23 protein-coding genes are annotated in these 23,129 nt (G+C 71.8%); 17 read left to right on the top strand and 6 right to left on the bottom strand.

Going from position 1 to position 23,129, the window contains the following annotated elements:
• Positions 1-35: 35 nt before the first annotated feature.
• Positions 36-809, top strand: coding sequence for an enoyl-CoA hydratase-related protein (locus ABZ406_RS01005; protein WP_357754895.1), 774 nt, complete (start codon positions 36-38; stop codon positions 807-809).
• Positions 810-891: 82 nt separating this feature from the next.
• Positions 892-2,514: an acetolactate synthase gene (locus ABZ406_RS01000; protein ID WP_357754892.1), complete on the top strand. Its 1,623-nt coding sequence runs from the start codon at positions 892-894 to the stop codon at positions 2,512-2,514.
• Between the two features lie 51 nt (positions 2,515-2,565).
• Here the strand turns inward: ABZ406_RS01000 and ABZ406_RS00995 are convergent, their stop codons facing one another.
• The 3 genes from ABZ406_RS00995 to ABZ406_RS00985 are packed head-to-tail and all read right to left on the bottom strand — an operon-like array spanning position 2,566 to position 3,692.
• Positions 2,566-2,970: a PLD nuclease N-terminal domain-containing protein gene (locus ABZ406_RS00995; RefSeq protein ID WP_357754890.1), complete on the bottom strand. Its 405-nt coding sequence runs from the start codon at positions 2,968-2,970 to the stop codon at positions 2,566-2,568.
• Positions 2,971-2,997: 27 nt separating this feature from the next.
• Positions 2,998-3,303: a DUF202 domain-containing protein gene (locus ABZ406_RS00990; RefSeq protein WP_357754887.1), complete on the bottom strand. Its 306-nt coding sequence runs from the start codon at positions 3,301-3,303 to the stop codon at positions 2,998-3,000.
• Positions 3,300-3,692 (bottom strand): DUF202 domain-containing protein, encoded by a 393-nt coding sequence (locus tag ABZ406_RS00985; protein ID WP_357754884.1) that lies wholly within the window; start codon positions 3,690-3,692, stop codon positions 3,300-3,302. The genes ABZ406_RS00990 and ABZ406_RS00985 overlap by 4 nt, the downstream gene beginning before the upstream one ends.
• Before the next feature lie 42 nt (positions 3,693-3,734).
• Here ABZ406_RS00985 and ABZ406_RS00980 point away from each other — a divergent pair, with 42 nt between their 5' ends.
• The 4 genes from ABZ406_RS00980 to ABZ406_RS00965 all read left to right on the top strand — a co-directional run bounded on the left by ABZ406_RS00980 (position 3,735) and on the right by ABZ406_RS00965 (position 6,883).
• Entirely contained in the window at positions 3,735-4,532 is a 798-nt protein-coding gene (locus ABZ406_RS00980) for a GNAT family N-acetyltransferase (RefSeq protein ID WP_357754881.1), read from the top strand.
• Positions 4,529-4,942 carry a hypothetical protein gene (locus ABZ406_RS00975; RefSeq protein ID WP_357754880.1) on the top strand — a complete coding sequence of 138 codons (414 nt, stop codon included), beginning with the start codon at positions 4,529-4,531 and terminating at the stop codon, positions 4,940-4,942. The genes ABZ406_RS00980 and ABZ406_RS00975 overlap by 4 nt, the downstream gene beginning before the upstream one ends.
• A 187-nt stretch (positions 4,943-5,129) precedes the next feature.
• On the top strand, positions 5,130-5,909 hold the full coding sequence (locus tag ABZ406_RS00970; RefSeq protein WP_357754878.1) for an electron transfer flavoprotein subunit beta/FixA family protein: 780 nt from the start codon (positions 5,130-5,132) through the stop codon (positions 5,907-5,909).
• A gap of 14 nt (positions 5,910-5,923) precedes the next feature.
• Positions 5,924-6,883, top strand: coding sequence for an electron transfer flavoprotein subunit alpha/FixB family protein (locus tag ABZ406_RS00965; protein WP_357754875.1), 960 nt, complete (start codon positions 5,924-5,926; stop codon positions 6,881-6,883).
• Positions 6,884-6,976: 93 nt separating this feature from the next.
• Here ABZ406_RS00965 and ABZ406_RS00960 read toward each other — a convergent pair whose 3' ends face one another.
• Both ABZ406_RS00960 and ABZ406_RS00955 read right to left on the bottom strand, forming a co-directional pair.
• Positions 6,977-7,834, bottom strand: coding sequence for an anti-sigma factor (locus tag ABZ406_RS00960; RefSeq protein WP_357754872.1), 858 nt, complete (start codon positions 7,832-7,834; stop codon positions 6,977-6,979).
• Positions 7,788-8,390, bottom strand: a complete 603-nt coding sequence (locus ABZ406_RS00955; RefSeq protein WP_357754870.1) for a sigma-70 family RNA polymerase sigma factor — start codon at positions 8,388-8,390, stop codon at positions 7,788-7,790. Before ABZ406_RS00955 ends, ABZ406_RS00960 begins: the two co-directional genes overlap by 47 nt.
• Positions 8,391-8,620: 230 nt before the next feature.
• On the opposite strand from ABZ406_RS00955, the gene ABZ406_RS00950 reads away from it, so the two are divergent.
• From ABZ406_RS00950 to ABZ406_RS00920, 7 genes are all read left to right on the top strand, one after another.
• Positions 8,621-9,451, top strand: coding sequence for a DUF4397 domain-containing protein (locus ABZ406_RS00950; RefSeq protein ID WP_357754868.1), 831 nt, complete (start codon positions 8,621-8,623; stop codon positions 9,449-9,451).
• The gene (locus ABZ406_RS00945) at positions 9,448-10,113 is read left to right on the top strand and encodes a class F sortase (protein ID WP_357754866.1); all 666 of its coding nucleotides are present in this window, start codon (positions 9,448-9,450) and stop codon (positions 10,111-10,113) included. The genes ABZ406_RS00950 and ABZ406_RS00945 overlap by 4 nt, the downstream gene beginning before the upstream one ends.
• 104 nt (positions 10,114-10,217) lie before the next feature.
• Positions 10,218-11,393 carry a cysteine desulfurase family protein gene (locus ABZ406_RS00940; RefSeq protein ID WP_357754863.1) on the top strand — a complete coding sequence of 392 codons (1,176 nt, stop codon included), beginning with the start codon at positions 10,218-10,220 and terminating at the stop codon, positions 11,391-11,393.
• A gap of 218 nt (positions 11,394-11,611) precedes the next feature.
• Positions 11,612-12,682 carry a tRNA 2-thiouridine(34) synthase MnmA gene (mnmA, locus tag ABZ406_RS00935; protein ID WP_357754860.1) on the top strand — a complete coding sequence of 357 codons (1,071 nt, stop codon included), beginning with the start codon at positions 11,612-11,614 and terminating at the stop codon, positions 12,680-12,682.
• Positions 12,683-12,719: 37 nt separating this feature from the next.
• Positions 12,720-13,724: a methionine synthase gene (locus ABZ406_RS00930; protein WP_357754857.1), complete on the top strand. Its 1,005-nt coding sequence runs from the start codon at positions 12,720-12,722 to the stop codon at positions 13,722-13,724.
• Positions 13,725-13,760: 36 nt separating this feature from the next.
• Entirely contained in the window at positions 13,761-14,126 is a 366-nt protein-coding gene (locus ABZ406_RS00925) for a VOC family protein (protein WP_357754855.1), read from the top strand.
• A 27-nt stretch (positions 14,127-14,153) separates the two neighbouring features.
• On the top strand, positions 14,154-15,167 hold the full coding sequence (locus tag ABZ406_RS00920) for an ADP-ribosylglycohydrolase family protein (RefSeq protein WP_357754852.1): 1,014 nt from the start codon (positions 14,154-14,156) through the stop codon (positions 15,165-15,167).
• A gap of 192 nt (positions 15,168-15,359) precedes the next feature.
• Here ABZ406_RS00920 and ABZ406_RS00915 read toward each other — a convergent pair whose 3' ends face one another.
• Positions 15,360-15,896, bottom strand: a complete 537-nt coding sequence (locus ABZ406_RS00915) for a type II toxin-antitoxin system PemK/MazF family toxin (protein WP_357754849.1) — start codon at positions 15,894-15,896, stop codon at positions 15,360-15,362.
• A gap of 285 nt (positions 15,897-16,181) precedes the next feature.
• Between ABZ406_RS00915 and ligA the strand changes: the two genes are divergently transcribed.
• From ligA to gatA, 4 genes are all read left to right on the top strand, one after another.
• Positions 16,182-18,317, top strand: coding sequence for an NAD-dependent DNA ligase LigA (ligA, locus tag ABZ406_RS00910; RefSeq protein WP_357754846.1), 2,136 nt, complete (start codon positions 16,182-16,184; stop codon positions 18,315-18,317).
• Positions 18,318-18,474: 157 nt separating this feature from the next.
• Positions 18,475-21,120 carry an EAL domain-containing protein gene (locus tag ABZ406_RS00905; protein ID WP_357754843.1) on the top strand — a complete coding sequence of 882 codons (2,646 nt, stop codon included), beginning with the start codon at positions 18,475-18,477 and terminating at the stop codon, positions 21,118-21,120.
• A gap of 145 nt (positions 21,121-21,265) precedes the next feature.
• Positions 21,266-21,571, top strand: a complete 306-nt coding sequence (gene gatC / locus ABZ406_RS00900; protein WP_357754840.1) for an Asp-tRNA(Asn)/Glu-tRNA(Gln) amidotransferase subunit GatC — start codon at positions 21,266-21,268, stop codon at positions 21,569-21,571.
• Between the two features lie 76 nt (positions 21,572-21,647).
• The gene (gene gatA / locus ABZ406_RS00895; protein ID WP_357754837.1) at positions 21,648-23,123 is read left to right on the top strand and encodes an Asp-tRNA(Asn)/Glu-tRNA(Gln) amidotransferase subunit GatA; all 1,476 of its coding nucleotides are present in this window, start codon (positions 21,648-21,650) and stop codon (positions 23,121-23,123) included.
• The last annotated feature ends 6 nt before the right edge of the window (positions 23,124-23,129 follow it).

The following is a 23,129-nucleotide window of genomic DNA, read 5'->3' as shown; positions in this document are numbered from 1 at the left end:
TTGGCACGCGACTTCGACGAGGAAGTGAGGGCAGCGTGGGCGAGTTCGTTCGGCTGGAGACCACTGACGGCATCGGCACGATCCGGCTGGAGCGGCCGCCGATGAACGCGCTCAACACCCAGGTTCAGGAGGAGTTGCGCGCCGCCGCCACGGCGGCCACCGCCGATCCCGAGGTCCGCGCCGTCATCGTGTACGGCGGGGAGAAGGTCTTCGCGGCCGGCGCCGACATCAAGCAGATGGCCGAGATGTCCTACGTGGACATGGCCGACCGGGCAGCGAACCTGTCCAGCGCGCTCGGCGCGATCGCCCGGATCCCCAAGCCGGTTGTCGCCGCGATCACCGGGTACGCGCTCGGTGGTGGCTGTGAGCTGGCGTTGGCCTGTGACTGGCGGGTCGTCGCCGAGGACGCGAAGCTCGGCCAGCCGGAGATCAAATTGGGCATCATCCCGGGTGCGGGCGGCACCCAGCGGCTGGCCCGTCTGGTCGGCCCGGCCCGCGCCAAGGACCTGATCATGTCGGGGCGGATGGTGGACGCGCAGGAGGCGCTGCGGATCGGCCTGGCCGACCGGGTCGCCCCGGCCGCCGAGGTGTACGACACGGCCGTCGCGCTGATCACTCCGTACCTCAGCGGGCCGGTGCAGGCGCTGCGCGCGGCGAAGGTGGCTGTCGACGGCGGCCTCGACATGGATCTGAGCTCGGGTCTGGCCTGGGAGAGTCAGCTCTTCGCGGCGCTGTTCGCCACCGACGACCGGCGGGAGGGCATGGCCGCCTTCGTCGAGAAGCGCAAGCCGGACTTCACCGGCCGCTGACGATTAGTCGAGAACGGTTCACATTGTTCCTACCGGCCAGTAGCGTGAGGCCTCGGTCATGAGGAACGAAGGGGAGCGGCGAATGACGGAGCGGATCGAGGGTCACGGCGGCGAGTTGGCGCTCGCGGCCCTACGCGCGCACGGCGTACGGGAGATGTTCACGCTGTCCGGCGGGCACGTCTTTCCGCTGTACGACGCCGCGTACAAGACCGACTTTCCGATCTACGACGTCCGGCACGAGCAGTCCGCGGTGTTCGCCGCCGAGGCGGTGGCCAAGCTCCAGCGCCGCCCCGGCCTCGCGGTGCTCACCGCCGGGCCCGGTGTCACGAACGGCATCTCCGGCATGACGAGCGCGTTCTTCAACGCCTCGCCGGTGCTGGTGCTCGGGGGCCGGGCGCCCGCGTTCCGCTGGGGCTCCGGCAGCCTCCAGGAGATGGACCACCTGCCGCTCGTCGCCCCGGTCACCAAGCACGCCGAGACGGTGTTCAGCACCGACGACATTCCTCGTGCGGTTGGTGCCGCCCTGAACGCCGCGCTCACGCCGCACCGCGGCCCGGCCTTCCTCGACTTCCCGTTGGAGACGGTCTTCTCGGTCGCCGAGGCCGAGTTGCCCACCGTGACGGGAGTCGACCCGATCGCGCCGGATCCGGAGGAGGTGGGCCGCGCCGCACTGCTCATCGCCGGGGCGCAGCGGCCCGTCATCATCGCGGGCTCCGACGTGTACGCGAGCGACGCTGTCGCCGCCCTGCGCGAGGCGGCCGAGGCGTTGCAGGTGCCGGTCTTCGCGAACGGCATGGGTCGCGGTTCGCTCCCGCCGGAGCACCCGCTCGCGTTCGCCAAGGCCCGCCGCGCCGCGCTCTCCGGCGCCGACGTGGTCGTGGTGGTGGGCACCCCGTTGGACTTCCGGCTGAGCTTCGGTGACTTCGGTGACGCCAAGGTGGTGCACATCGTCGACGCGCCCAGCCAGCGGGCGACGCACGTGCAACCGGCCGCCGCCCCCGCCGGCGACCTGCGCCTCATCCTCTCCGCGCTCGCCGACCACTCCGGTGACCGGGCCGACCACGCCGACTGGATCGCCGACCTGCGCGTCGCCGAGGACGCGGCGAAGGCCCGGGACGCCGCGGAGATGGCGGCCGAGACCGACCCGATCCGCCCGGCTCGGATCTACGGCGAGCTGCGTCGGGCGCTCGCCCCGGACGCGATCACCATCGGCGACGGCGGCGACTTCGTGTCGTACGCCGGGCGGTACCTGGAGCCGGCTCAGCCCGGCACCTGGCTGGACCCGGGCCCGTACGGCTGCCTGGGCACCGGCATGGGTTACGCGATGGGCGCCCGGGTCAGCCACCCGGACCGGCAGATCTGCGTGCTGATGGGCGACGGCGCGGCCGGCTTCTCGCTGATGGACGTCGAGTCGCTGGTCCGCCAGAAGCTGCCGGTGGTCATCGTCGTCGGCAACAACGGCATCTGGGGGTTGGAGAAGCACCCGATGCGGGCCATGTACGGCTACGACGTGGCCGCCGACCTTCAGCCGGAGCTGCGGTACGACACGGTGGTCAGCGCGCTCGGCGGGGCGGGGGAGACGGTCGCCAAGGCGGCCGACCTGGGCCCGGCGCTCCAGCGCGCGTTCGACTCCGGAGTGCCGTACCTGGTGAACGTGCTCACCGACCCGACCGACGCGTACCCCCGGTCGTCGAACCTGGCCTGAGTCGCACCCGTCACCGCCGCCGTCGCTCGAGCGCCGGCGGCGGTGGCGTGTTCACACCTCGGGCCGGTCACCCTCGCGCGGCGGCTCACCGTCGCGGCGCAGGTCGTCCTCGCGGCGGCGCAGGTCTTCCTCCCAGCGTCGGAAGAGCTCCTGGTCCTCGTTCTTCGCGCGGTCCTGCATCGAGCTGAGGAATTCCGGGTCGTCGTCGGGGGCGACCGGCCGGGGGCGTTGCCGTTCGGTGCCGCCCGGCCAGCCCTTGCGGGCACCGGGGCTGGTCTCCCGGCCGACGATGAACCAGGCTATCGAGCCGACCAGCGGGAAGAACAAGATGATCAGCACCCAGGCGATCCGGGGCAGGGCGCGGATCTGGCCCTCCTCGGCGGAGAGACAGCTGATCAGCGCGCAGACCGCGAGGACGATCTGCACCAGGAAGAGGAGTACGCCAAGCCGGGCCATGCACCCATCATGGCTCACCGAATCCCGTCACCACAGTCCGCTGAGCACCAGCAGCACTCCCAGTAGCGCCAGCGCCACTGTCCCTGCGGTGACCAGGGGCAGTGTCCGACCGCCGGTGCGGGCGGGACCGGTGCCGGTGCCACGCGGCCAGCAGAGCACCAGCAGGGCTCCCCACACCAGTACGGCCCCGCCGGCGACGAGGGCACCGGTCGGGTCGCCGGTCGACGCCAGCCGGACGGCGAGCACCGTCACCACCGTCACACTGAGCAGGGTCCGCCGCCAGGCCAGCCGTGTCCGCTCCGGTTGCAGCCCGGGGTCGCGTCCGGTGCTCACCGCCCGCCGATCGCCCGGAGCAGGACGGCGACCACCAGGAGTAACGCGCCGACGCCGACGGCGAGCGCCAGGATGGCGGGGAACCGTGACGCGGGCAGCTCCCGTCCGAGCCGGATGGCCCGTTCGGTACGCGCCCAGTGGTCCACCGCGCGGATGGCGACCGCCGCACCGAGCAGCAGCAACGACACCGCGATGACCTCCCGCAGGTGGCTCATCGGCAGGGGTGGCAGGAACTGCGCGGTGGCCAACCCGCCACCGACGAGTGCCAAGCCGGTGCGCAGCCAGGCCAGGAAGGTCCGTTCGTTGGCCAGGGAAAACCGGTAGTCCGGCGTCTCACCGACGGCGCGTGCCTCCGCCGGGTCGAACCACCGCCTGATCGCCTCCCACACAGTGGGAGAATATCCGCTTCCCCTGCCGCTTAGCCTGGTCCGGTGACTGATCTCGACGTACAGACGCTGCGCGACGCCTACGACAACCAGATTCGCCCGGAGATCCCGGACCCGGTTCCGGCCGGTGTGACAGTGGAGCGGGACGGGCCGCTGGTCCGCATCATCGGGCTGGACGCCGGTGGTTTCCTCACGTACCGCGACCTGGGCGGGTTGACCGGTGCCGCGCTGGACGAGTTGATCGCCCGGCAGGTGCAGTTCTTCCGCGAGCGTGGCATGTCGGTCGAGTGGAAGCTCAACGAGCACGACGAGCCGGCTGACCTGGCGGACCGCCTGCGCGCCGCCGGCTTCGTGCCGGAGGACCGGGAGACCGTCGTGGTCGGGCCGGTCGCGCCGCTGGCCGCCGCGCTCCCGGTGGTTCCCGAGGGGGTACGCCTGCGTGAGGTGACCTCTCTGGAGGACCTGAAGCGGATCGCCGCGATGGAGGAGGAGGTCTGGCAGCAGGACCGCTCGCACCTCGTGACGGGCCTCGCCAAGGAGATCGACGCCGACCCGAACTCGATCACAGTGGTGGTGGCCGAGGTGGACGGGGTGGTGGTGAGCGCCGGCTGGGTGCGGTACCTGGCGAACACCGGCTTCGCCACGCTCTGGGGCGGTTCGACACTGCCGCAGTGGCGGCGCAAGGGCATCTACCGGGCGTTGGTCAACTACCGGGCGCGGCTGGCCGAGCAGCGGGGTCGGACGCTCATGCAGGTCGACTGTTCCGAGGACAGCCGGCCGATCCTCGAGCGACTCGGCCTCGTCGCGGTCACCACCACCACCCCGTACGTCTACACTCCGTGATCATGGAGCAGCGGTTGACGGACGAGGAGCGGCTGACCCTCAAGACCGGTGCCTTCGGCGCCGTCTTTCTGGTCTCCAACGCCGACCCGGGAATCCTGGGGGTGATCCGGGAGAGCATCGCCGCGTCCGGCGCGTTGGCCGGTGCCAGTGGCACTGTCAAGGAGGCGTTGACCACCGGCCCGCTGCCGCACCTTCCCCGGGACTCGCAGTTGGAGATCGAGTCGGTGGTGCTGCCGGCGCTCGGGCGGGCGGTGCGGATCCTCCGCGAGAAGTCACCGCGGGACGTGGACGCGTACCGCGAACTGGTGTTGGTCGCCGCGGACCGGGTGGCCCGGGCGCACGACGGGGTGGCACCCACCGAGGCGGCGGCCATCGACCAGATCCGGGTCGCGTTGGCCGAGCCGGCCTGACCGGCCGCGCGTCGGTGAGCTGTGTCACTCTGTGTGCTGCGGGAGCGCAACCTACTGGCAGGTAACATTGCGTCGTGGGCAACCGCACAACCGCCCGCGGTTGACCTGACGTCGACCGACGCGCGACGCTGCGCCCCAGACCGGGCGAGCGAATCGCAACACCACACAGGAGGGTCGTCGAAGCGCGATGAACATCGTCGTACTCGTCAAGCAGGTGCCTGATTCGGGCGCGGACCGCAACCTGCGCAATGACGACAACACAGTCGACCGCGGTTCGGCGAACAACGTGATCAACGAGATGGACGAGTACGCCATCGAGGAGGCCCTGAAGGTCAAGGAGGCGCACGGCGGCGAGGTCACCATCCTGACCATGGGTCCGGACCGGGCGACCGAGTCGATCCGCAAGGCGCTCTCCATGGGCCCGGACAAGGCCGTGCACGTGCTCGACGACGCCCTGCACGGCTCGTGCGCCGTCGCCACCTCGAAGGTGCTCGCCGCCGCGCTCGGTCAGCTCGGTGCCGACCTGGTCATCTGCGGTGCCGAGTCCACCGACGGTCGGGTCCAGGTCCTGCCGCACATGATCGCCGAGCGGCTGGGTGTCGCGGCGCTCACCGGTGCCCGCAAGCTCACCGTCGACGGTGCGACGCTCACCGTCGAGCGGCAGACCGAGGAGGGCTACGAGGTGGTCACCGCCGCCACCCCGGCCGTCATCTCCGTCTGGGACACCATCAACGAGCCGCGCTACCCCTCCTTCAAGGGCATCATGGCCGCGAAGAAGAAGCCGGTGCAGACGCTGTCGCTGGCCGACCTCGGGGTCGCTGCCGACGAGGTGGGCCTCGCCGGTGCCACGAGCGCCGTCGTCGAGCACACCAAGCGCCCTCCGCGCTCCGGCGGCGCCAAGATCACTGATGAGGGCGAGGGCGGCGTCAAGCTCGTCGAGTTCCTCGCCACCGAGAAGTTCGTGTGAGAGGGGGATCTGACATGTCTGAGGTTCTCGTCGTCGTCGAAGCCACCAAGGAATTCGGCGTCAAGAAGGTCACCCTGGAAATGCTCACCCTCGCCCGCGAGCTGGGCACCCCGAGCGCTGTCGTGCTCGGCGGCGCCGGCGCCGCCGAGGCGTTGAGCGGCAAGCTGGGCGAGTACGGCGCGGAGAAGATCTACGCCGCCGAGGGTGACGAGATCGACGGCTACCTGGTGGCCCCCAAGGCGACAGTGCTGGCCGAGTTGGTCAAGCGGGTGCAGCCGGCCGCCGTGCTGCTGGCGTCGGCCCAGGAGGGCAAGGAGATCGCCGCCCGGCTCGCCGTCAAGCTCGACAACGGCATCCTCACCGACGTCGTCGGCCTGGACGCCGACGGCACCGCGACCCAGGTCGCCTTCGCCGGCTCCACGATCGTCAAGTCCAAGGTCACCAAGGGCCTGCCGTTGGTCACCGTCCGGCCCAACTCGGTCACCCCCGCCCCGTCGGCGACCACCCCGGCGATCGAGCAGCTCACCGTGTCGGTCACCGACGCCGACAAGCTGGCCACCGTCGTTGAGCGGGTCGCCGAGCAGAAGGGCTCCCGCCCCGAGCTGACCGAGGCCGGCGTGGTCGTCTCCGGCGGCCGGGGCGTCGGCAACGCCGACAACTTCAAGCTGGTCGAGGAGTTGGCCGACCTGCTCGGCGGTGCCGTCGGCGCCTCCCGCGCGGCAGTCGACTCCGGCTTTTACCCGCACCAGTTCCAGGTGGGCCAGACCGGCAAGACGGTCTCCCCGCAGCTCTACGTCGCCCTCGGCATCTCCGGTGCCATCCAGCACCGGGCCGGCATGCAGACGTCGAAGACCATCGTCGCGGTCAACAAGGACGGCGAGGCGCCGATCTTCGAGCTGGCCGACTTCGGGGTGGTCGGCGACCTGTTCAAGATCGTTCCGCAGGCCGCCGAGGAGATCCGCAAGCGCAAGTGACATGCCAACACGTCAGTGGCCGCCCGTTCGCACGGGCGGCCACTGCCGTTGGGGAGCTGATCGGCGAGCCGGGGAGCTGAGCCGGCCCGCCGATCAGCCCGTCAGGGAGCCCCTCAGCAGGCTGTCGCCGGAGTGGCGGGTGTTGTTGTCGTACTGCTCGGCGGACACGTCGACCACCGAGTAGGTAGTGAGGTCGACATTCGGGGGCAGGGGCAGCAGCGCGTCCGAGCCTCCACCCAAGGTGCCCACGGAGAACATCTCCATCGTCGTCGGATTGATGAGCCAGACCTCGTAGTACCCAGGGACGCGCGGGAGATTCGCCACATGCAGATGTAGTTGGCCGTCCTGGAAGACCCGGGCGTCACCAGTGGCCGCCGGCGGTGTCGCCCCGTACGCCGCCAGCGGTGCGCTCGCCACCACCACAGGCGTCGGAGTGGGCGTCGAGTCGTCCGGTCGGAGCACCGAGACGGTGCCCACCACCCCGACCGCCGCGGCGGCAGCCACGGTCACCGCGGTGGCCGCCCAGCGGGACCAGCCACGACCCCGACGGGATCGCCGCCCCGGGTCCAGACGGGTCACCGTCGACTCCGCCACCGCCCCCGGGGCCTGCCCGGCCGTCGAGGTGCCGGACTGCTCGGGGACCGCGCCAGGGGCCTGCCCGGCCGTCGTGATGTCGGCCTGCTCGGGCACCCGGTGTCGGCGTTCATCGGTCAGCAACGGGCCGGCCTCCGCAGCCCTGACCTCGGCTTCGATGGCCTGCCAGAGGTGCTCCGGCGGGTCGGGCAGATCGGCCAGACCCTGCGTCTCGCTGCCGAGCCCCGCCACCTGCCGAAGGCTCGAGACCTCCGCGCGGCAGAGCGCGCAGGTGTCGAGGTGGGTGCTCTCCCCGTTGTCCGCCTCGCTCTCACCGAGTGCCAGAAATACCAGCCGGTCGTGGTCCAGGTGCTGCACCGTCCACCTCCCATCTGCGCTTCAAGCTCGCCATGCCGCGTCGGATGTGACTCTTCACGGTGCCCAGTGGCACACCGGTCACAGTGGCTATCTGCTGGTGTGTCAGGTCGTCGTAGAAGGCCAACTCCAGCATCCGTCGCTGGTCGTCCGGGAGACGGGCCAGCTCGTCCGCGATCACCAACCGGTCCACCACGCGGTCCGGGTCCGGCTCGGTCTGCGCCGGATCGGGCAACTGTCGGACCGTCTCCACCACCCGGGTCTCCCGGGCCGAGGCGCGCATCCGGTCGATCACCTTCCGCCGGCCGATGCCGAGCAACCAGCCGACGAGCGACCCCTTGGCCGGGTCGAACGTGTCGCGACCCAGCCAGGCGGCGACGAACGTCGCCTGGGTGACGTCCTCCGCGTCGCTGCGGTTCGCCAGCATGGACGTGGCCAGGTGGAGCACGGCACGACCGTAGCGGTCGTACGCCTCGCGGAGCGCCACGTCGTCGCCGTCGCGGAACCTGCGGTCGAGGTCGTCCACCGGAGGGTCCGGTTCCTGTCGTAGCGCCGTCATCGGGCGGCTCGCCTTCGATGGGGCATGCCCGACTGTAGCTGCCACAGTCTCCGCCCCACTTCCCCGGTCGATGTCATCTCACCAGCTCTTCGCTCCTGGACCCCGTTCCGGATGCGGTTGGGGCCGAAAAAGAAAAGTGCCTCCGGGGCGCATCCGTCCGTCCGAGAGCCGGCGTAACCAGTTCTGCACAGCAGGCCTGACGAATCAGCACCAATCACCAGGAGGCAGACATGCAGCTCTCGTACTTCCGTCGGGTCGCCGCGGGCGGCGCCGTCGCCGCGCTGGCCTTTGCCAGCGTCGGTGCCCTCACCGCCACCCCCGCGTACGCCGCCACGTCGAAGGTCTCCGTCGTGCACGGCATCCCGGACACCCCCGTCGACGTCTACGTCAACGGCAAGAAGACGCTGGAGAACTTCAAGCCCGGCGACGTCGCCGGCCCGCTGAACCTGGAGGAGGGCGACTACGACATCGCGCTCACCAAGCCGGGCGAGCCGATCGGCAGCGCGATCCTGAAGGTTGACGACGCCGCGGTGCCGGGCGGTGCGAACATCAGCCTCGCGGCCCACCTCGACGCCGCCGGCAAGCCGAAGATCACCCCGTTCGTGAACGACGTCTCGAAGGTCGACGCCGGTAAGGCCCGGCTCATCGTCCGGCACACCGCCGCCGCCCCGGCGGTCGACGTCCGCGCCGGTGGCACCCCGGTCTTCAAGAACCTCACCAACCCGAACGAGGCCAAGGGCGACGTCGACGCCGGCGAGGTGAAGGCGGACGTGGTGCTGGCCGGCACCGACACCGTGGCCATCGGCCCGGCGGACCTCAACCTGAAGGAGGGCACGGCCACGATCGTCTACGCGATCGGCTCCGCCGAGGGCAAGACCCTCGACGTGGTGGCCCAGACCATCACCGGCCTGCACTCCGCCCCGGGCGGCGTGCCCAGCGGTGACGGCGGCCAGGCCGGCACGGGCGTGAACACCTGGTGGTACGTGCTCACCGGTGCCGGCGTACTCCTGTTGCTCGGTGGTGGGGTGCGGATGGCGACCGCACGGACGGGCCGCAAGTGACGGTGCGCAACCGCGGCGCGCTGGCGGCGGTTGCCGCCGGCGTTGCCGCGCTCACCGCCGCCGCCCTGGTGGCGTGCGCCAACCAGCCGGCCGAGAACGTGGGCGCCGACGAGGCGGCCACCCTGGCCAGTGCCACCCCGACCCCGTCGGCCAGCGCGGCCGAGGGTCCGTCGGTTCCGGTGGTCGTCGGTGAACTGCCGGCCGGCGCCAAGATCGTTCCGCCAGTCAAGCTGGTGATCTCGGGCATCGACGTCACCGCCACTGTCAACGCGGTGGGCATCAACAAGCGGACCAACGAGTTCGAGGTCCCGCCGAGCGTCGACCAGATCGGCTGGTACCAGTTTGGGCCGGGCCTGGAGGCGACCTCCGGTTCGGTGGTCATCGCCGGGCACGTGGACAGCGCCAAGCAGGGCAAGGGGGCGTTCTACCGGCTGCGCGAGCTGGACCAGGGCGACTCCCTCACGGCGACCGGAAGTGACGGCAAGGCCCGGCAGTATCGGGTCGTCGCCCGGGAGGAGTACCTGAAAACCAAGATCCCGCTGGACCGGTACTTCGCCCGCGACGGCAAGCCACGGCTGACCCTGATCACCTGTGGTGGGCCGTTCGACGCCAAGGCGCGCAAGTACCGCGACAACATCGTCGTCACGGCGGTGCCCGCCTGACCAGGACCGCGCGCATACGGCCGGGGTGGAGTTCCACCCCGGCCACCGCGTGCGGTCCCCTCCGGCATCCGGGCCCCAAGGTGTCGGCCGTACGCTGAACGACGATGGCTTACCTGGATCACGCGGCGACGACTCCGATGCTCGATGAAGCACTGGAGGCGTACGTCGCTACCGCCCGCGAGGTCGGCAACGCGTCCTCCCTGCACGCGTCGGGCCGTCGTGCCCGCCGCCGGGTCGAAGAGTCACGTGAGCAGGTGGCCGCGGTGCTGGGCGCCCGGCCCTCTGAAGTGATCTTCACGGGTGGCGGCACCGAAAGCGACAACCTCGCCGTCAAGGGCATCTTCTGGGCCCGCCGAGAAGCCAAACCCGACCGCCGCCGGGTGGTGTCCAGCGCCGTCGAGCACCACGCGGTGCTGGACGCGGTCGACTGGCTGGCCCAACACGAAGGCGCCGAAGTCGGCTGGCTGCCAGTGGACGCCGTCGGTCGGCTCGACCCGCAGACCCTGCGCGCCGAGTTGGCCGCCCACGCCGACCAGGTGGCAGTCGTCACCGCGATGTGGGCGAACAACGAGGTCGGCACCGTCCAACCGGTGGCCGAACTGGCCGCCGTCGCCGCCGAACACGGTGTGCCCTTCCACACCGACGCCATCCAGGCCGTCGGTCAGGTGCCCGTCGACTTCGGGGCCAGCGGAGTCGCCGCGCTGACCGTCACCGGCCACAAACTGGGCGGCCCCACCGGAGTCGGCGCGCTGCTGCTCGCCCGGGACGTGCCGGCCACCCCGCTGCTGCACGGCGGCGGCCAGGAACGCGACATCCGCTCCGGCACCCTGGACACCGCCGGCATCGTCGCCTTCGCCGTCGCCGTGGAATCGGCGGTGAAGGGCCAGCAGGAGTACGCCGCCCGGGTGGCCGCCCTCCGCGACGACCTGATCGAGCGGGTGCGCCAGGCGGTACCCGAAGTGATCTACAACGGTGACCCCACCGACCGGCTGCCCGGCAACGCGCACTTCTCCTTCCCCGGCTGCGAGGGCGACGCGCTGCTGCTCCTGCTCGACGCGCAGGGGATCGCCTGCTCGACCGGCTCCGCCTGCTCAGCCGGAGTGGCCCAGCCGTCACACGTCCTCCTCGCGATGGGCGCCGACGACGACCGCGCCCGCTCCTCGCTGCGCTTCTCCCTGGGCCACACCAGCACCCAGGCCGACATCGACGCCCTCATCGCAGCCCTCCCGGCAGCAGTCGACCGAGCCCGCCGAGCCGCAGCCCTCCGCACCCCCCGCTAGCTCGCCCCCGGCCCGGCCCTGATTCGGCGATCTTGCACTTTCGGTCGGTGATTTGTGCCTTGGGTGGCATATGTCGGCGCAGAAAGTGCAATATCGCGCGGGCCGCTCGCGGGCCCGGGTCAGGGCGTGTGTGGGTGGGCGCGGGTTCTCGGGTTTTCGGGGCTGGTGGATAGGCTTGTTGGTGGGGGACGGGGTGGGGACAGGGAGAGGGAGTTCTGGTGAGGGTTCTGGCGGCGATGTCGGGTGGGGTTGACTCGGCCGTGGCGGCGGCGCGGGCGGTGGAGGCCGGGCACGACGTGACAGGCGTGCACCTGGCGTTGGCCCGCAACCCGCAGACCTATCGCACCGGTGCGCGTGGCTGCTGCACCCTCGAGGATTCCCGGGATGCCCGGCGGGCGGCCGACGTGATCGGCATCCCGTTCTACGTGTGGGACATGGCGGACCGCTTCCACGAGGACGTGGTCGACGATTTCGTCGCCGAGTACGCGGCCGGCCGTACGCCGAACCCCTGCCTGCGCTGCAACGAGAAGATCAAGTTCGCGGCGGTGCTGGATCGGGCGGTGGCCCTGGGCTTCGACGCGGTGGTGACCGGGCACCACGCCCGCCTCGGCGCGGACGGGCTGTTGCGGCGCAGTGTCGACCTCGCCAAGGACCAGTCGTACGTGCTGGCCGTGCTCACCCGCGAACAGCTCGACCGGTCGATCTTCCCGCTCGGTGATTCGACGAAGGCGCAGGTGCGCGCCGAGGCCGCCGAGCGCGGTCTGGCCGTGGCCGACAAGCCGGATTCGCATGACATCTGCTTCATCGCCGACGGGGACACTCGCGGCTTCCTCGCCGGCCGGCTCGGTGAGGCGCCCGGCGACGTGGTGGACGCCACCGGCGCTGTCGTCGGCAGTCACACCGGCGCGTACGCGTACACCGTCGGGCAGCGGCGCGGGCTGCACCTGGACCGGCCTGCCCCGGACGGTCGGCCACGGTACGTGCTCTCCATCACCCCGAAGACCAACACGGTGACCGTCGGCCCGGCCGAGGCCCTGGAAGTGTCCGACGTGCACGCCCTGCGTCCGGTCTGGACCGGCGGTGCCCGTCCGGACGCGCCGGTCGAGTGCGAGGTGCAGTTGCGCGCGCACGGTGACGTGGTGCCGGCGACCGTCGCCCTCGACGGTGACCGGTTGCACGCCGAGCTGCGCCGACCGGTACGCGGTGTCGCCGCCGGTCAGGCCGTCGTGGCGTACCGACCGGACCCGGCCGGCGACGTCGTCCTCGGCTCCGCGACCATCACCGGCTGACCGCACGGCCCGGGTGTTCGCGGGATAGCCTTCGCCCGTGACAGATCAGGTTTGGCCCTGGCCGGCCGGCGCGGCAACCGGAATTGGTTCGCTGCCCGGCACCGACATCGGCGAGGCTCAGCGGGTGGTCCTGGGTGAGCTTCCCGAGCTGCCCCACCTGCCCGAATTGCCGGCCCGTGGCCCCGGAGCGGACATGATCGGCCGGTCCGCCGGGCTGCTCGTGGAGATGCCCGTCGAGGTGTACGCGGGGCGGTGGCGGGTCGCCCCACGCCCGGGCCGCGACCTGCGCCGGGCCCGTGACCTGATGGAACGCGACCTGGACCAGCTCGCCGAGCAGGCCGAGGGGTACGCCGGGCCGATCAAGGTGCAGGCCGCCGGCCCGCTCACGCTGGCCGCGTCAGTGGAGTTGCCGATCGGTGGTCGGCTGTTGCGCGACCCCGGCGCGGTCCGCGACCTGACCGGTTCCCTCGCCGAAGGGCTGCGCGCGCACGTCGCGGCGGTCGCACGCCGGTTGCCCGGGGCGTCGGTGCTGCTGCAACTTGACGAACCGTCACTGCCGACAGTGCTGGCCGGGCGGGTGCCGACCGAGAGCGGGCTGGGCGCGTACCGGGCGGTCGAGTCGGTGGACGCCGCCGCCCTGCTGCGCACGATCGTCGAGGCGGTGGGCGTACCGACGCTTGTGCACTGCTGCGCCCCGGACGTGCCGTTGGAACTGATCCGCTCCACCGGTGCCGTCGCGGTTGCCCTCGACCTGGACCTCGTCACCAAGCTCGACCCGCTGGGCGAGGCGCTCGACGCCGGCCTCGGGTTGTTCGCCGGGGCCGCGCCGACCCGGCCGCCGTCGGCCGGTGGCGCGCCGACCTCCGCGCAGATCGCCGATCGGGTACGCCAGGTCTGGGACCGCCTGGGCTTTCCCCGTCGGCAGCTCGCCGAGCAGGTGGTGGTCACCCCGGCCTGCGGTCTCGCCGGTGCCACCCCGGAGTACGCGCGCGCGGTGCTCGCCGCGTGCCGGGACGCCGGCCGGCGGCTCGCCGAGGTCTGAGGTTTCCTGTCGTACCGGGTGGGCAGGATGACGGTCATGATTGGACAGCTGCGTTCAGTGGTGATCGACTGCCCCGATCCGCGGGCATTGGCGGCGTTCTACGCCGAGCTGCTCGGCGTCCCGCTCGCCGAGGGCGACTTCGACGACGACTGGGTGGTGCTCGGCGGCCCGCCCGGTCACCAGCCGCGCCTCGCCTTCCAACAGGCGCTCAACCTGCGTCCGCCCGCCTGGCCGGATCCCGAGCGCCCGCAGCAGTTCCACCTCGACGTGACGGTGGACGACATCGAGGCCGCCGAGAAGGCGGCACTCGCGCTGGGGGCTCGGCGGCTGCCAGGTGAGGGCGAAGGCTTCCGCGTCTACGCCGATCCGGCCGGCCACCCCTTCTGCCTCTGCTGGGACTGAGCCCGCCGTGGGTTGCGGCGGCCGGGCATGATGGCCGCCGTGATCCACACTCCCGCGCTGCGCGCCTCCGGTTCGCTCTTCGGCCTCGCCTACGGTGACGCGCTGGGCAAGCCGACCGAGTTCCTCACCGTCGCCGAGATCGAGCGCCGGTACGGCCCGGCCGGGCCGCGCGAGTTGTCCGGCGACCCGGCGTTGGTCACCGACGACACCCAGATGGCGCTGGCGGTGGGCTGGGCGTTGCACGAGGCGCCGTCGCTCACCCCGGAGGCGGTGGAGCCGCTGCTCCGGCGACGCTTCCTGGCCTGGGCGGTCAGCCCGGACAACAACCGTGCCCCCGGGATGACCTGCCTGCGCGCCTGCGCCGAGCTGAGCCGTGGGGTCCGCTGGCAGGAGGCGACGGTGGTCGGCTCGAAGGGCTGCGGGGCCAACATGCGGGTCACCCCGGTCGGCCTGCTCGACGAGGATCTCGACACGCTCGCCGGGTTGGCCCAGTTGCAGGCCGGGTTGACCCACGGCCACCCGACCGGGCTGGCCGCCAGCGAACTCACCGCGTACGCCGTCTTCGCTCTGCGCACTGGCGTCGCGCTGCCCGATCTTCCGGCGGTGCTCACCGAGCGGGCACTGTCCCAGCGCCTGGTCTACCGGGAGTGGTGGCTGGGCGACCTCTGGCAGCGCGCCGGTTCCGGCTCCCCGGAGGAGTTCATCGCCAACGGCTGGGACGAGTGCCTCACGGTGCTGGGCCGGTTGACCAACACGCTGGCCCAGCCGGACGACGGCGGTGACCCGTGTCTGGCCACCGGGGAGGGCTGGGTGGCCGAGGAGGCGCTGGCCACCGCGCTGCTCTGCGCCGTACGGCACGCCGACGATCCGGTCGCTGCGCTGGCCCGGGGCGCGACGACCGCCGGTGACTCCGACTCGATCGCCGCCCTGGCCGGCGCCTTCGTGGGCGCGGCCACCGGCATGGCCGCCTGGCCGCGCGAGTGGGTCGACCGCATCGAGTACGCCGACCAGTTGGCCACGCTCGGCGCGGCCTGGGACTGACCTGGCCTGGTCCGGCTCGGCCGGTCTGCCAGCGGCCCTTTCGGTCTGATCGACTCGGGGTTCAGGAAATCGGGGTGTCCGAGAGCGTGGGACACCGCGACTTTCAGGAACGCGAGTCGATCAAGGCCGGCGGCCTGCCCCGAGGGCGGCCGGGGACGGTCGAGGGTGGTCGGGAGTGGCCGGGGGTGGTGTTCAGGCGGTGGGGAGGTGGCGCAGGCTGCGCACCTTTCGCCACAGGTCCGCGTCGCAGCGGCCGGCGCGGTCGGCGAAGGCGGCCGAGTCGAGCCGGATCGGTTCGGTGAGGCTGAGGTAGCTGTCGTGCTCCGCGCCCGGGTCCCAGTCCCGGGTGGGGATCCGGACGTGGTCGTCCCTGTCGCTCTTGTCCTGGCTGGTGATCTTCAGGACGTCGGCGCCCCGGGAGTCGGCGCGCAGAACCAGGCACGGGCGAACCTTCGACCCGGTCCCGTCGGCGTAGGGCACGTCCGCCCACCAGATCTCGCCGGGCGCCGGGGTGTCGTCGCGCCGGTCGGTGTCGCGCGAGCGGGGTTTGGTCGACGGGCGTTCGGCGCCACGCGGTCGTGGTGGGGCGGAACGACGGCCGCCGGTGCTGCCCCGACCCGGCCCGGTTCCCGGACGCCTGTCGGCCACCCGGTGCCGCCAACTGTTCCACGCCCAGCCGGCGGCCACCGCCAGCAGGATCGCCACCGCCCAGAGCAGTGCCTCGGGCATCCGTACCTCCGCGTGTCGGCGACCCGCCGGTCGCACCGTCCGGCGATCCTTGCACGCCGCCGCCCGTGCCGCCCGCCAACCACACCGCGGGTGCCTACCGCCCCCGGGCACTCGACGGTCGGCCGTGATCGGCCCGTCGACGACCACCGACAGTCGTCTGATCACCGGATGCGGCCGAGGGCGAGGTCGCCCGGGCGCGGGTGGGCGACGGATTGTCCCACCGGCCCGATACCGTGCCGGAGTAGCGTGATCAGGGAGGTCGCAGGCGTGTCCGAAGGTGGCGGTGTGTCCGAGGAGCAGATCGGTCAGCAGGTCAGCGCGGCGCAGGAGGCGGCGGCCGGGGCTGAGCCGACGCCGCAGGCCCGGGAGCGGCATGCCGCGCTCAGCCAGGAGTTGACCGAGCACCAGTACCGCTACTACGTCCTGGACACGCCGACCATCCCCGACGCGGATTTCGACAGGCAGTTGCGCGAGTTGGAGGCACTGGAGGAGGAGTTTCCGGCGCTGCGGACGCCCGACTCGCCGACCCAGCGGGTGGGCGGCACGTTCTCCACCGACTTCACACCGGTCACCCACGCCGAACGGATGCTCTCGCTCGACAACGCCTTCGCCGACGAGGAGTTGTCGGCCTGGTCCGACCGGGTCGAACGGGACGCGGGCGGTCCGGTGCCGTACCTGTGCGAGCTGAAGGTCGACGGGCTGGCGATCAACCTGACCTACGAGAACGGCCGGCTGGTCCGGGCCGCCACCCGGGGCGACGGGCGCACCGGTGAGGATGTCACCGCGAACGTGCGCAGCATTCGCGACGTGCCGAGTCAGCTCGCCCCGTCCGCCGAGTTCCCGGACATTCCCGAGCTGGTGGAGGTCCGGGGCGAGATCTACTTCCCGATCGCCGCGTTCGCCGATCTCAACGCCGGTCTGGTCGAGCAGGGCAAGGCACCCTTCGCCAATCCTCGCAACGCCGCCGCCGGCAGCCTGCGACAGAAGGATCCTCGGATCACTGCCACCCGGCCACTGCGCCTGGTGGTGCACGGCATCGGCGCCCGTCGGGGGTTCCAACCCAGGGCGCAGTCCGAGTCGTACGCCGCATTGAAGTCGTGGGGTTTGCCGACGAGCGACAGGTGGCGGGTCGTTCCGGACCTGGCCGGCGTGGCCGGGTTCATCGCCTACTACGCCGAGCACCGGCACGACGTCGAGCACGAGATCGACGGTGTGGTGGTCAAGGTCGACCCGGTCTCCATCCAGGGTCGGCTCGGGTCGACGAGTCGTGCGCCGCGCTGGGCGATCGCCTTCAAGTACCCGCCGGAGGAGGTCACCACCAAGCTGCTGGACATCGACGTGAACGTGGGGCGTACCGGCCGGGTCACCCCGTTCGCCGTGCTCGAGCCGGTGCGGGTGGCCGGTTCCACAGTCGCGCTTGCCACCCTGCACAACGCTCGCGAGGTGGAGCGCAAGGGCGTGCTGATCGGCGACACCGTGGTGCTGCGCAAGGCCGGCGACGTGATTCCCGAGGTGCTCGGCCCGGTGGTGGACCTGCGGCCCGCCGATGCCCGGCCGTTCGTCATGCCGACCAGTTGCCCCGCCTGCGGCACCCCGCTCGCCCCGTCGAAGGAGGGCGACGTCGACATCCGTTGCCCCAACACCCGTAGCTGCCCGGCGCAGTTGCGGGAGCGGGTGTTCCACCTCGCCGGCCGGGGCGCGTTCGACATCGAGGTGCTCGGCTACAAGGGCGCTGGCGCCCTGCTCGAAGCGGAGATCATCAGCGACGAGGGGGACCTGTTCCACCTCGACGCCGAGCAACTGTCCCGGTCGCCGTTCTTCGTCAACAAGGACGGCAGCCTGGGCAGCAACGCCACCAAGTTGCTGGACAATCTCGCTGTCGCCAGGGAACGGGACCTGTGGCGGGTGTTGGTGGCGCTGTCCATCCGGCACGTCGGCCCGACCGCCGCCCAGGCCCTCGCCCGGCACTTCCGCTCGATGGACGCCATCGACGCGGCCACCGAGGAGGAGCTGTCCTCAGTCGACGGGGTCGGGCCGACGATCGCCGCCAGCATCCGCGAGTGGTTCGCTGTGGACTGGCACCGCGAGGTGGTTCGCAAGTGGGCCGAGGCCGGCGTACGGATGGCCGAGGAGGCGGTGGACGAGGGGCCGCGCCCGCTGGAGGGGTTGACAGTCGTGGTGACCGGCACCCTCGCCAGTTTCTCCCGCGACCAGGCCGCCGAGGCGGTGCAGAGCCGGGGCGGCAAGGTCAGCGGGTCGGTTTCCAAGAAGACGAGCTTCGTGGTGGTGGGGGACAACCCCGGGTCGAAGGCCGACAAGGCCGCCAGCCTCAAGGTGCCGGTGCTCGACGAGGACGGGTTCCGGCTCCTGCTGGACGCCGGCCCGGACGCCGCCCGGGAGGTCGCTCAGCTGAGCGGGTGACCCGGCCGGCGGTCGGGCGTGACGACTGGCCGCGTATACCAACTTAATTACGACTACGACCGATTCGTGACTGTCATACCGGGAAACTGGGGGCCGAGGGCGTTTCATTGGGTCACGGCGCGCGCACCGGCACGCCGATTGTCGGTCGGGAGGTGTGGTGGAGGTCGCCGACCCACGCAACTCGCTTCCTGCGGGACGGGTCGCACCGTTCGCCGCCTTCGTCGCCGGCATCCTGGCGGTCGCCGCGCTGACCGCCGCCGTTCCCCTCGCGAGGCTCCCCGGCGAGTTGTCCGAGTTGCCGGTGGCGTTCTGGACGATGGCCGCGCTCGCCGTGATCTGCGACGCGCGTCCGTTCGTGCCGCCGGGGCGCCGGCAGACGTCGGCGGTGTTCCCGTCCACCTGCTTCACCTTCGCCATCCTGCTCGGCTGGGGTCTCGGCCCGGCGGTGGTGGTGCAGGCCGTGGGCGTCGTGGTGTCCGGCTGGCGGATGCGGCACGCCGCCTGGCGTACTGCCTTCAACGTCGGCCAGTACGCGTGCGCCCTCGCCGCCGCGTACGGGGTGATCCAACTCGGCTCGGGCACCATCTTCTCCGGTGGGCGGCTGCACTGGACGGACGTGGCTGCCGTCGGCGGCGCCGCGCTGGCCTGGTTCGTCGTCAACTACGGGCTGGTCAGTTGGGCGGTACGGCTGCGTTTCGGGGATCGCTGGTGGCCCACGGTGCGCCAGGGCCTCGGCTTCGAGTTGCTCTCCACCGGCTCACTGCTGCTGCTCGCCCCGGTGCTCGTCGCCGCGGCGCGGGTGAGCGCCGCACTGATCCCGTTGGTGCTGGTGCCGCTCTTCGCCGTGTACCGGATGGCCCGGTTGACGAACGAACAGCAGCATCTCGCTGCCGCCGACCCGCTGACCGGGCTGCCCAACCGCAAGGCCCTGTTGGCCGAGGTGGCGGAGCAGGTGCACCTGCACGCCGAGCGGACCGCCCGCGGTGAACCCGACGGGCAGTTGGCGCTCCTGCTGATCGACCTGGACCGCTTCAAGAACGTCAACGACGCCCTCGGGCACGCGGTGGGTGACCGGCTGCTGGTCGAGGTCAGCGCTCGGCTCACCGACGTGCAGCCCCGACCACAGATGATCGCCCGGCTCGGCGGTGACGAGTTCGCCATCGTGATGACCGGGCTGACCGACGTCGCTGAGGCGCGGGAGTTGGCCGACCGGGTGGTCGAGGCGCTGGCCGAGCCGGTGCCGCTCGACGGGCTGCCGTTGGACGTGGGCGGGTCGATCGGGATCGCCCTCTTCCCGGAGCACGGCGAGGATTTCGCCACCCTGATGCGCCACGCCGACGTGGCGATGTACGACGCCAAGCACCGCAACGACACGGTCGCCGTGTACGCCCCGGAGTCCGACCACAACTCCGCCGAGCGACTCGGCCTCCTCGCCGACCTGCGCCGCGTCCTGGAGGCCAGCCCGTCGGCCGAGGTGCCGTTCGGTGCCGACGCCGACGGTCAGGGCCAGGGCGAGGGACAACCGGTGGCGCAGCCGGACGGGGACGGTCGGCACGGCGTATCGAACGACCCCGAGCGGACGCTCGACGTACCCCTCGGTGCGTCGGCGGAGGTCCGCGGCGGTGACGGCGCCGCGCTGCCCACCGCTGCCCCGGGCCGCTCGGTGCCAGCGGCGGACCCGGTGCCGACGGTCGCCGCGGCACCGCCGGGAGTTGGTAGGTGGTGGGCTCGTCGTCGGCGCTCCGACGGCGAGTTGACGCACCCCGATGAGCTGATCAACCGGATCGCCACCGGAGCCGACCCGATCCGGGGGCGCAACGCCCGTGCCACTGTCGCCGGCACCCGTTCCGCCCCGACCCCGGAGCGGCGCGCCGGGGGCGGGACCGGTCGGCGGTCCCCGAACGGGAGCGCGGTGGGCAAAAACCGCCCCGGCGGGCGGCGGGAGGTCGGGCCGGGTACGCCTGCCCAGCCCGTCGAACCGACCGGGTGGGCGCACGCGGACGACGGCCCGGTCGACGACGTCGGGGCGATCACCATGTACTACCAGCCGCAGATCGCCATCGCGACCGGCGAGGTGGTCGGCGTCGAGGCGTTGCTGCGCTGGCGGCACCCCCGGCGGGGCATGGTCGACCCGGAGGAACTCATCCGGGTCGCCGAGCAGAGCGCCGTGATGCGGCTGCTCACCCGTCGCGTCGTCGACGACGTGGTGGAGCAGCTCGCCAGGTGGTCGGCGGCCGGCATCGTCCTGCGCGCGGCGCTGAACGTGAGCGTTCGGGACCTGCACACCGGTGAGATCGCCGACCAGATCGCCGACCGGCTGGCCCGCTACGGGGTGCCCGCCGAACGGCTCCAGGTCGAGATCACCGAGGGCGCGTTGATGGCCGACCCGCGCCGGGTGCTGGCGACCATCTCGCGGCTGCACCAGATCGGGGTGGCCATCGCGCTCGACGACTTCGGCACCGGCTACTCCTCTCTCCAGCACCTGCGCCGCCTGCCGTTGTCCGAGGTGAAGGTGGACCGCTCGTTCGTTCTCGGCATGGCCGAGGACGCCGACGACGCGGCGATCGTCCGCTCGATGATCGAGCTGGCCGGCGCGTTGGGGCTGCGGGTGGTCGCCGAGGGCGTCGAGGACGAGCGGACCTGGCGGATGCTGCACGCCGCCGGCTGCGATGCCGCGCAGGGCTGGTTCTACGCCCGGCCGATGCCGGCCGAGGAGTTGGTCACCTGGCTGGCCCGGTACCGGCCGGTCCGCCCGACCGGCGGGCTCCCACAGCCGGATGTCGCCCGCCGCCCCACCCGCTGACCCGGCGCGAGGGCTGTCGGAGGGGGAGTCGGGGACGCGGCACCGGAGCGGAACAATAGACTCGCTCCGGTCACCGCGTGTCACGCTCCACCCGTCGCGCGGCCGGCACACCGCCCGACCAGCAGGAATTCAGAAGGGGGCACGGATGGCCGCCATCTCCCGCGAGGAGGTCGCGCACCTGGCGCGCCTGTCGCGGCTCGCCGTCACCGAGGAGGAGCTGGACACGTTCGCCGGCCAGCTCGACGTGATCCTCCAGGCGGTCGCCCAGGTCGGCGAGGTCGCTGCCGCGGACATCCCGCCGACCTCACACTCGGTGCCGCTGACGAACATCTTCCGCGAGGACGTCGTCACGCCGTGCCTGACCCCGGAGGAAGCGCTGTCGGGCGCGCCCGACGTCGAGGACCAGCGGTTCCGCGTACCGCGGATCCTGACCGAGGATGTGGCCTCATGAGTGAGCGCCAGCGAGCGAATCAGCAGTGCAGCGCCGTGGTGCCTCATGGCGTCGCGGAGCGAAGCGGAGTGACGGCATGAGCGATTTGACCAAAATGACCGCGACGGAGATCGCGGCCCTGGTCGCCGGGGGCGAAACCTCGGCCGTCGAGGTGACCCAGGCGCACCTGGACCGGATCGCCGCTGTCGACGACCGGGTGCACGCCTTCCTGCACGTCGACACGGACGGCGCGCTCGCCGCGGCCCGCGCGGTGGACGAGCGCCGCGCCGCCGGTGAGGCGTTGGGCCCGCTCGCTGGTGTGCCGGTAGCGGTCAAGGACGTGCTCGCCACCCGGGGCATTCCGACCACCGTGGGGTCGAAGATCCTGGAGGGCTGGCGTCCGCCGTACGACGCGACGATCGTGCAGCGGCTGCGCGACGCCGGCACGGTGATGCTCGGCAAGACCAACATGGACGAGTTCGCGATGGGCTCCTCCACCGAATACTCGGCGTACGGCCCGACGCACAACCCGTGGGACCTGAGCCGGATTCCGGGTGGCTCGGGTGGTGGCAGCGCTGCCGCGCTGGCCGCGTACGAGGCGCCGCTGGCGATCGGCTCGGACACCGGCGGCTCGATCCGCCAGCCCGGCGCCGTCACCGGCACCGTGGGCGCGAAGCCCACCTACGGCGGCACCTCCCGGTACGGCCTGGTGGCCTTCTCGTCGTCGCTGGACACCCCGGGCCCGTGCGCCCGTAACGTGCTCGACGCGGCGCTGCTGCACCAGGTGATCGGCGGGCACGACCCGCGTGACTCCACCTCCATCCCGCAGCCGGTGCCGGACGTGGTGGCGGCGGCGAAGCTCGGCGCTACGGGTGACCTGACCGGTGTGCGGCTGGGCATCGTGAGCGAGTTCGTCGGCGAGGGTGCCGAGCCGGGTGTGATGGCCGCCTTCCGTGAGTCGGTGGACGCGCTGACCAAGATGGGTGCCGAGGTCGTCGAGGTGTCCTGCCCGACGTTCGCGTACGCCCTGCCGGCGTACTACCTGATCGCCCCGAGCGAGTGTTCCTCCAACCTGGCCCGGTTCGACGGTGTCCGGTTCGGCCTGCGGGTCGGCGACGACGGCAACCGGTCGCTGGAGGAGGTCATGTCGCTGACCCGCGAGGCCGGCTTCGGCCCCGAGGTGAAGCGCCGCATCATGATCGGCACGTACGCGCTGTCGTCGGGTTACTACGACGCGTACTACGGGCAGGCGCAGAAGGTCCGGACGCTGATCACCCGCGACTTCACCGCCGCGTTCGAGCGGGTCGACGCGTTGATCTCGCCGACCACGCCGTCGGTGGCGTTCCCGATCGGCGCGCGGACCGCCGACCCGTACCAGATGTACCTGGCCGACCTGTACACGATCCCGACGAACCTGTACGGCGGGCCGGGCATCTCGGTGCCCTGTGGCCTCTCTGAAGGGCTGCCGGTCGGTCTCCAGGTGATGGCCCCGACGATGGCCGACGACCGGATGTACCGGGTCGCCGCGGCGTTGGAGTCCGCCGTCGGCACGTTCACTCCACCAGCGCTCTGAGGGCGG

The sequence above is a fragment of the Micromonospora sp. NPDC005710 genome, from assembly GCF_040630995.1.
GTDB lineage: Bacteria > Actinomycetota > Actinomycetes > Mycobacteriales > Micromonosporaceae > Micromonospora.
The sequence above is the reverse complement of the archived record's forward strand: the minus strand, read 5'-3'. Positions and strand labels throughout refer to the sequence as shown.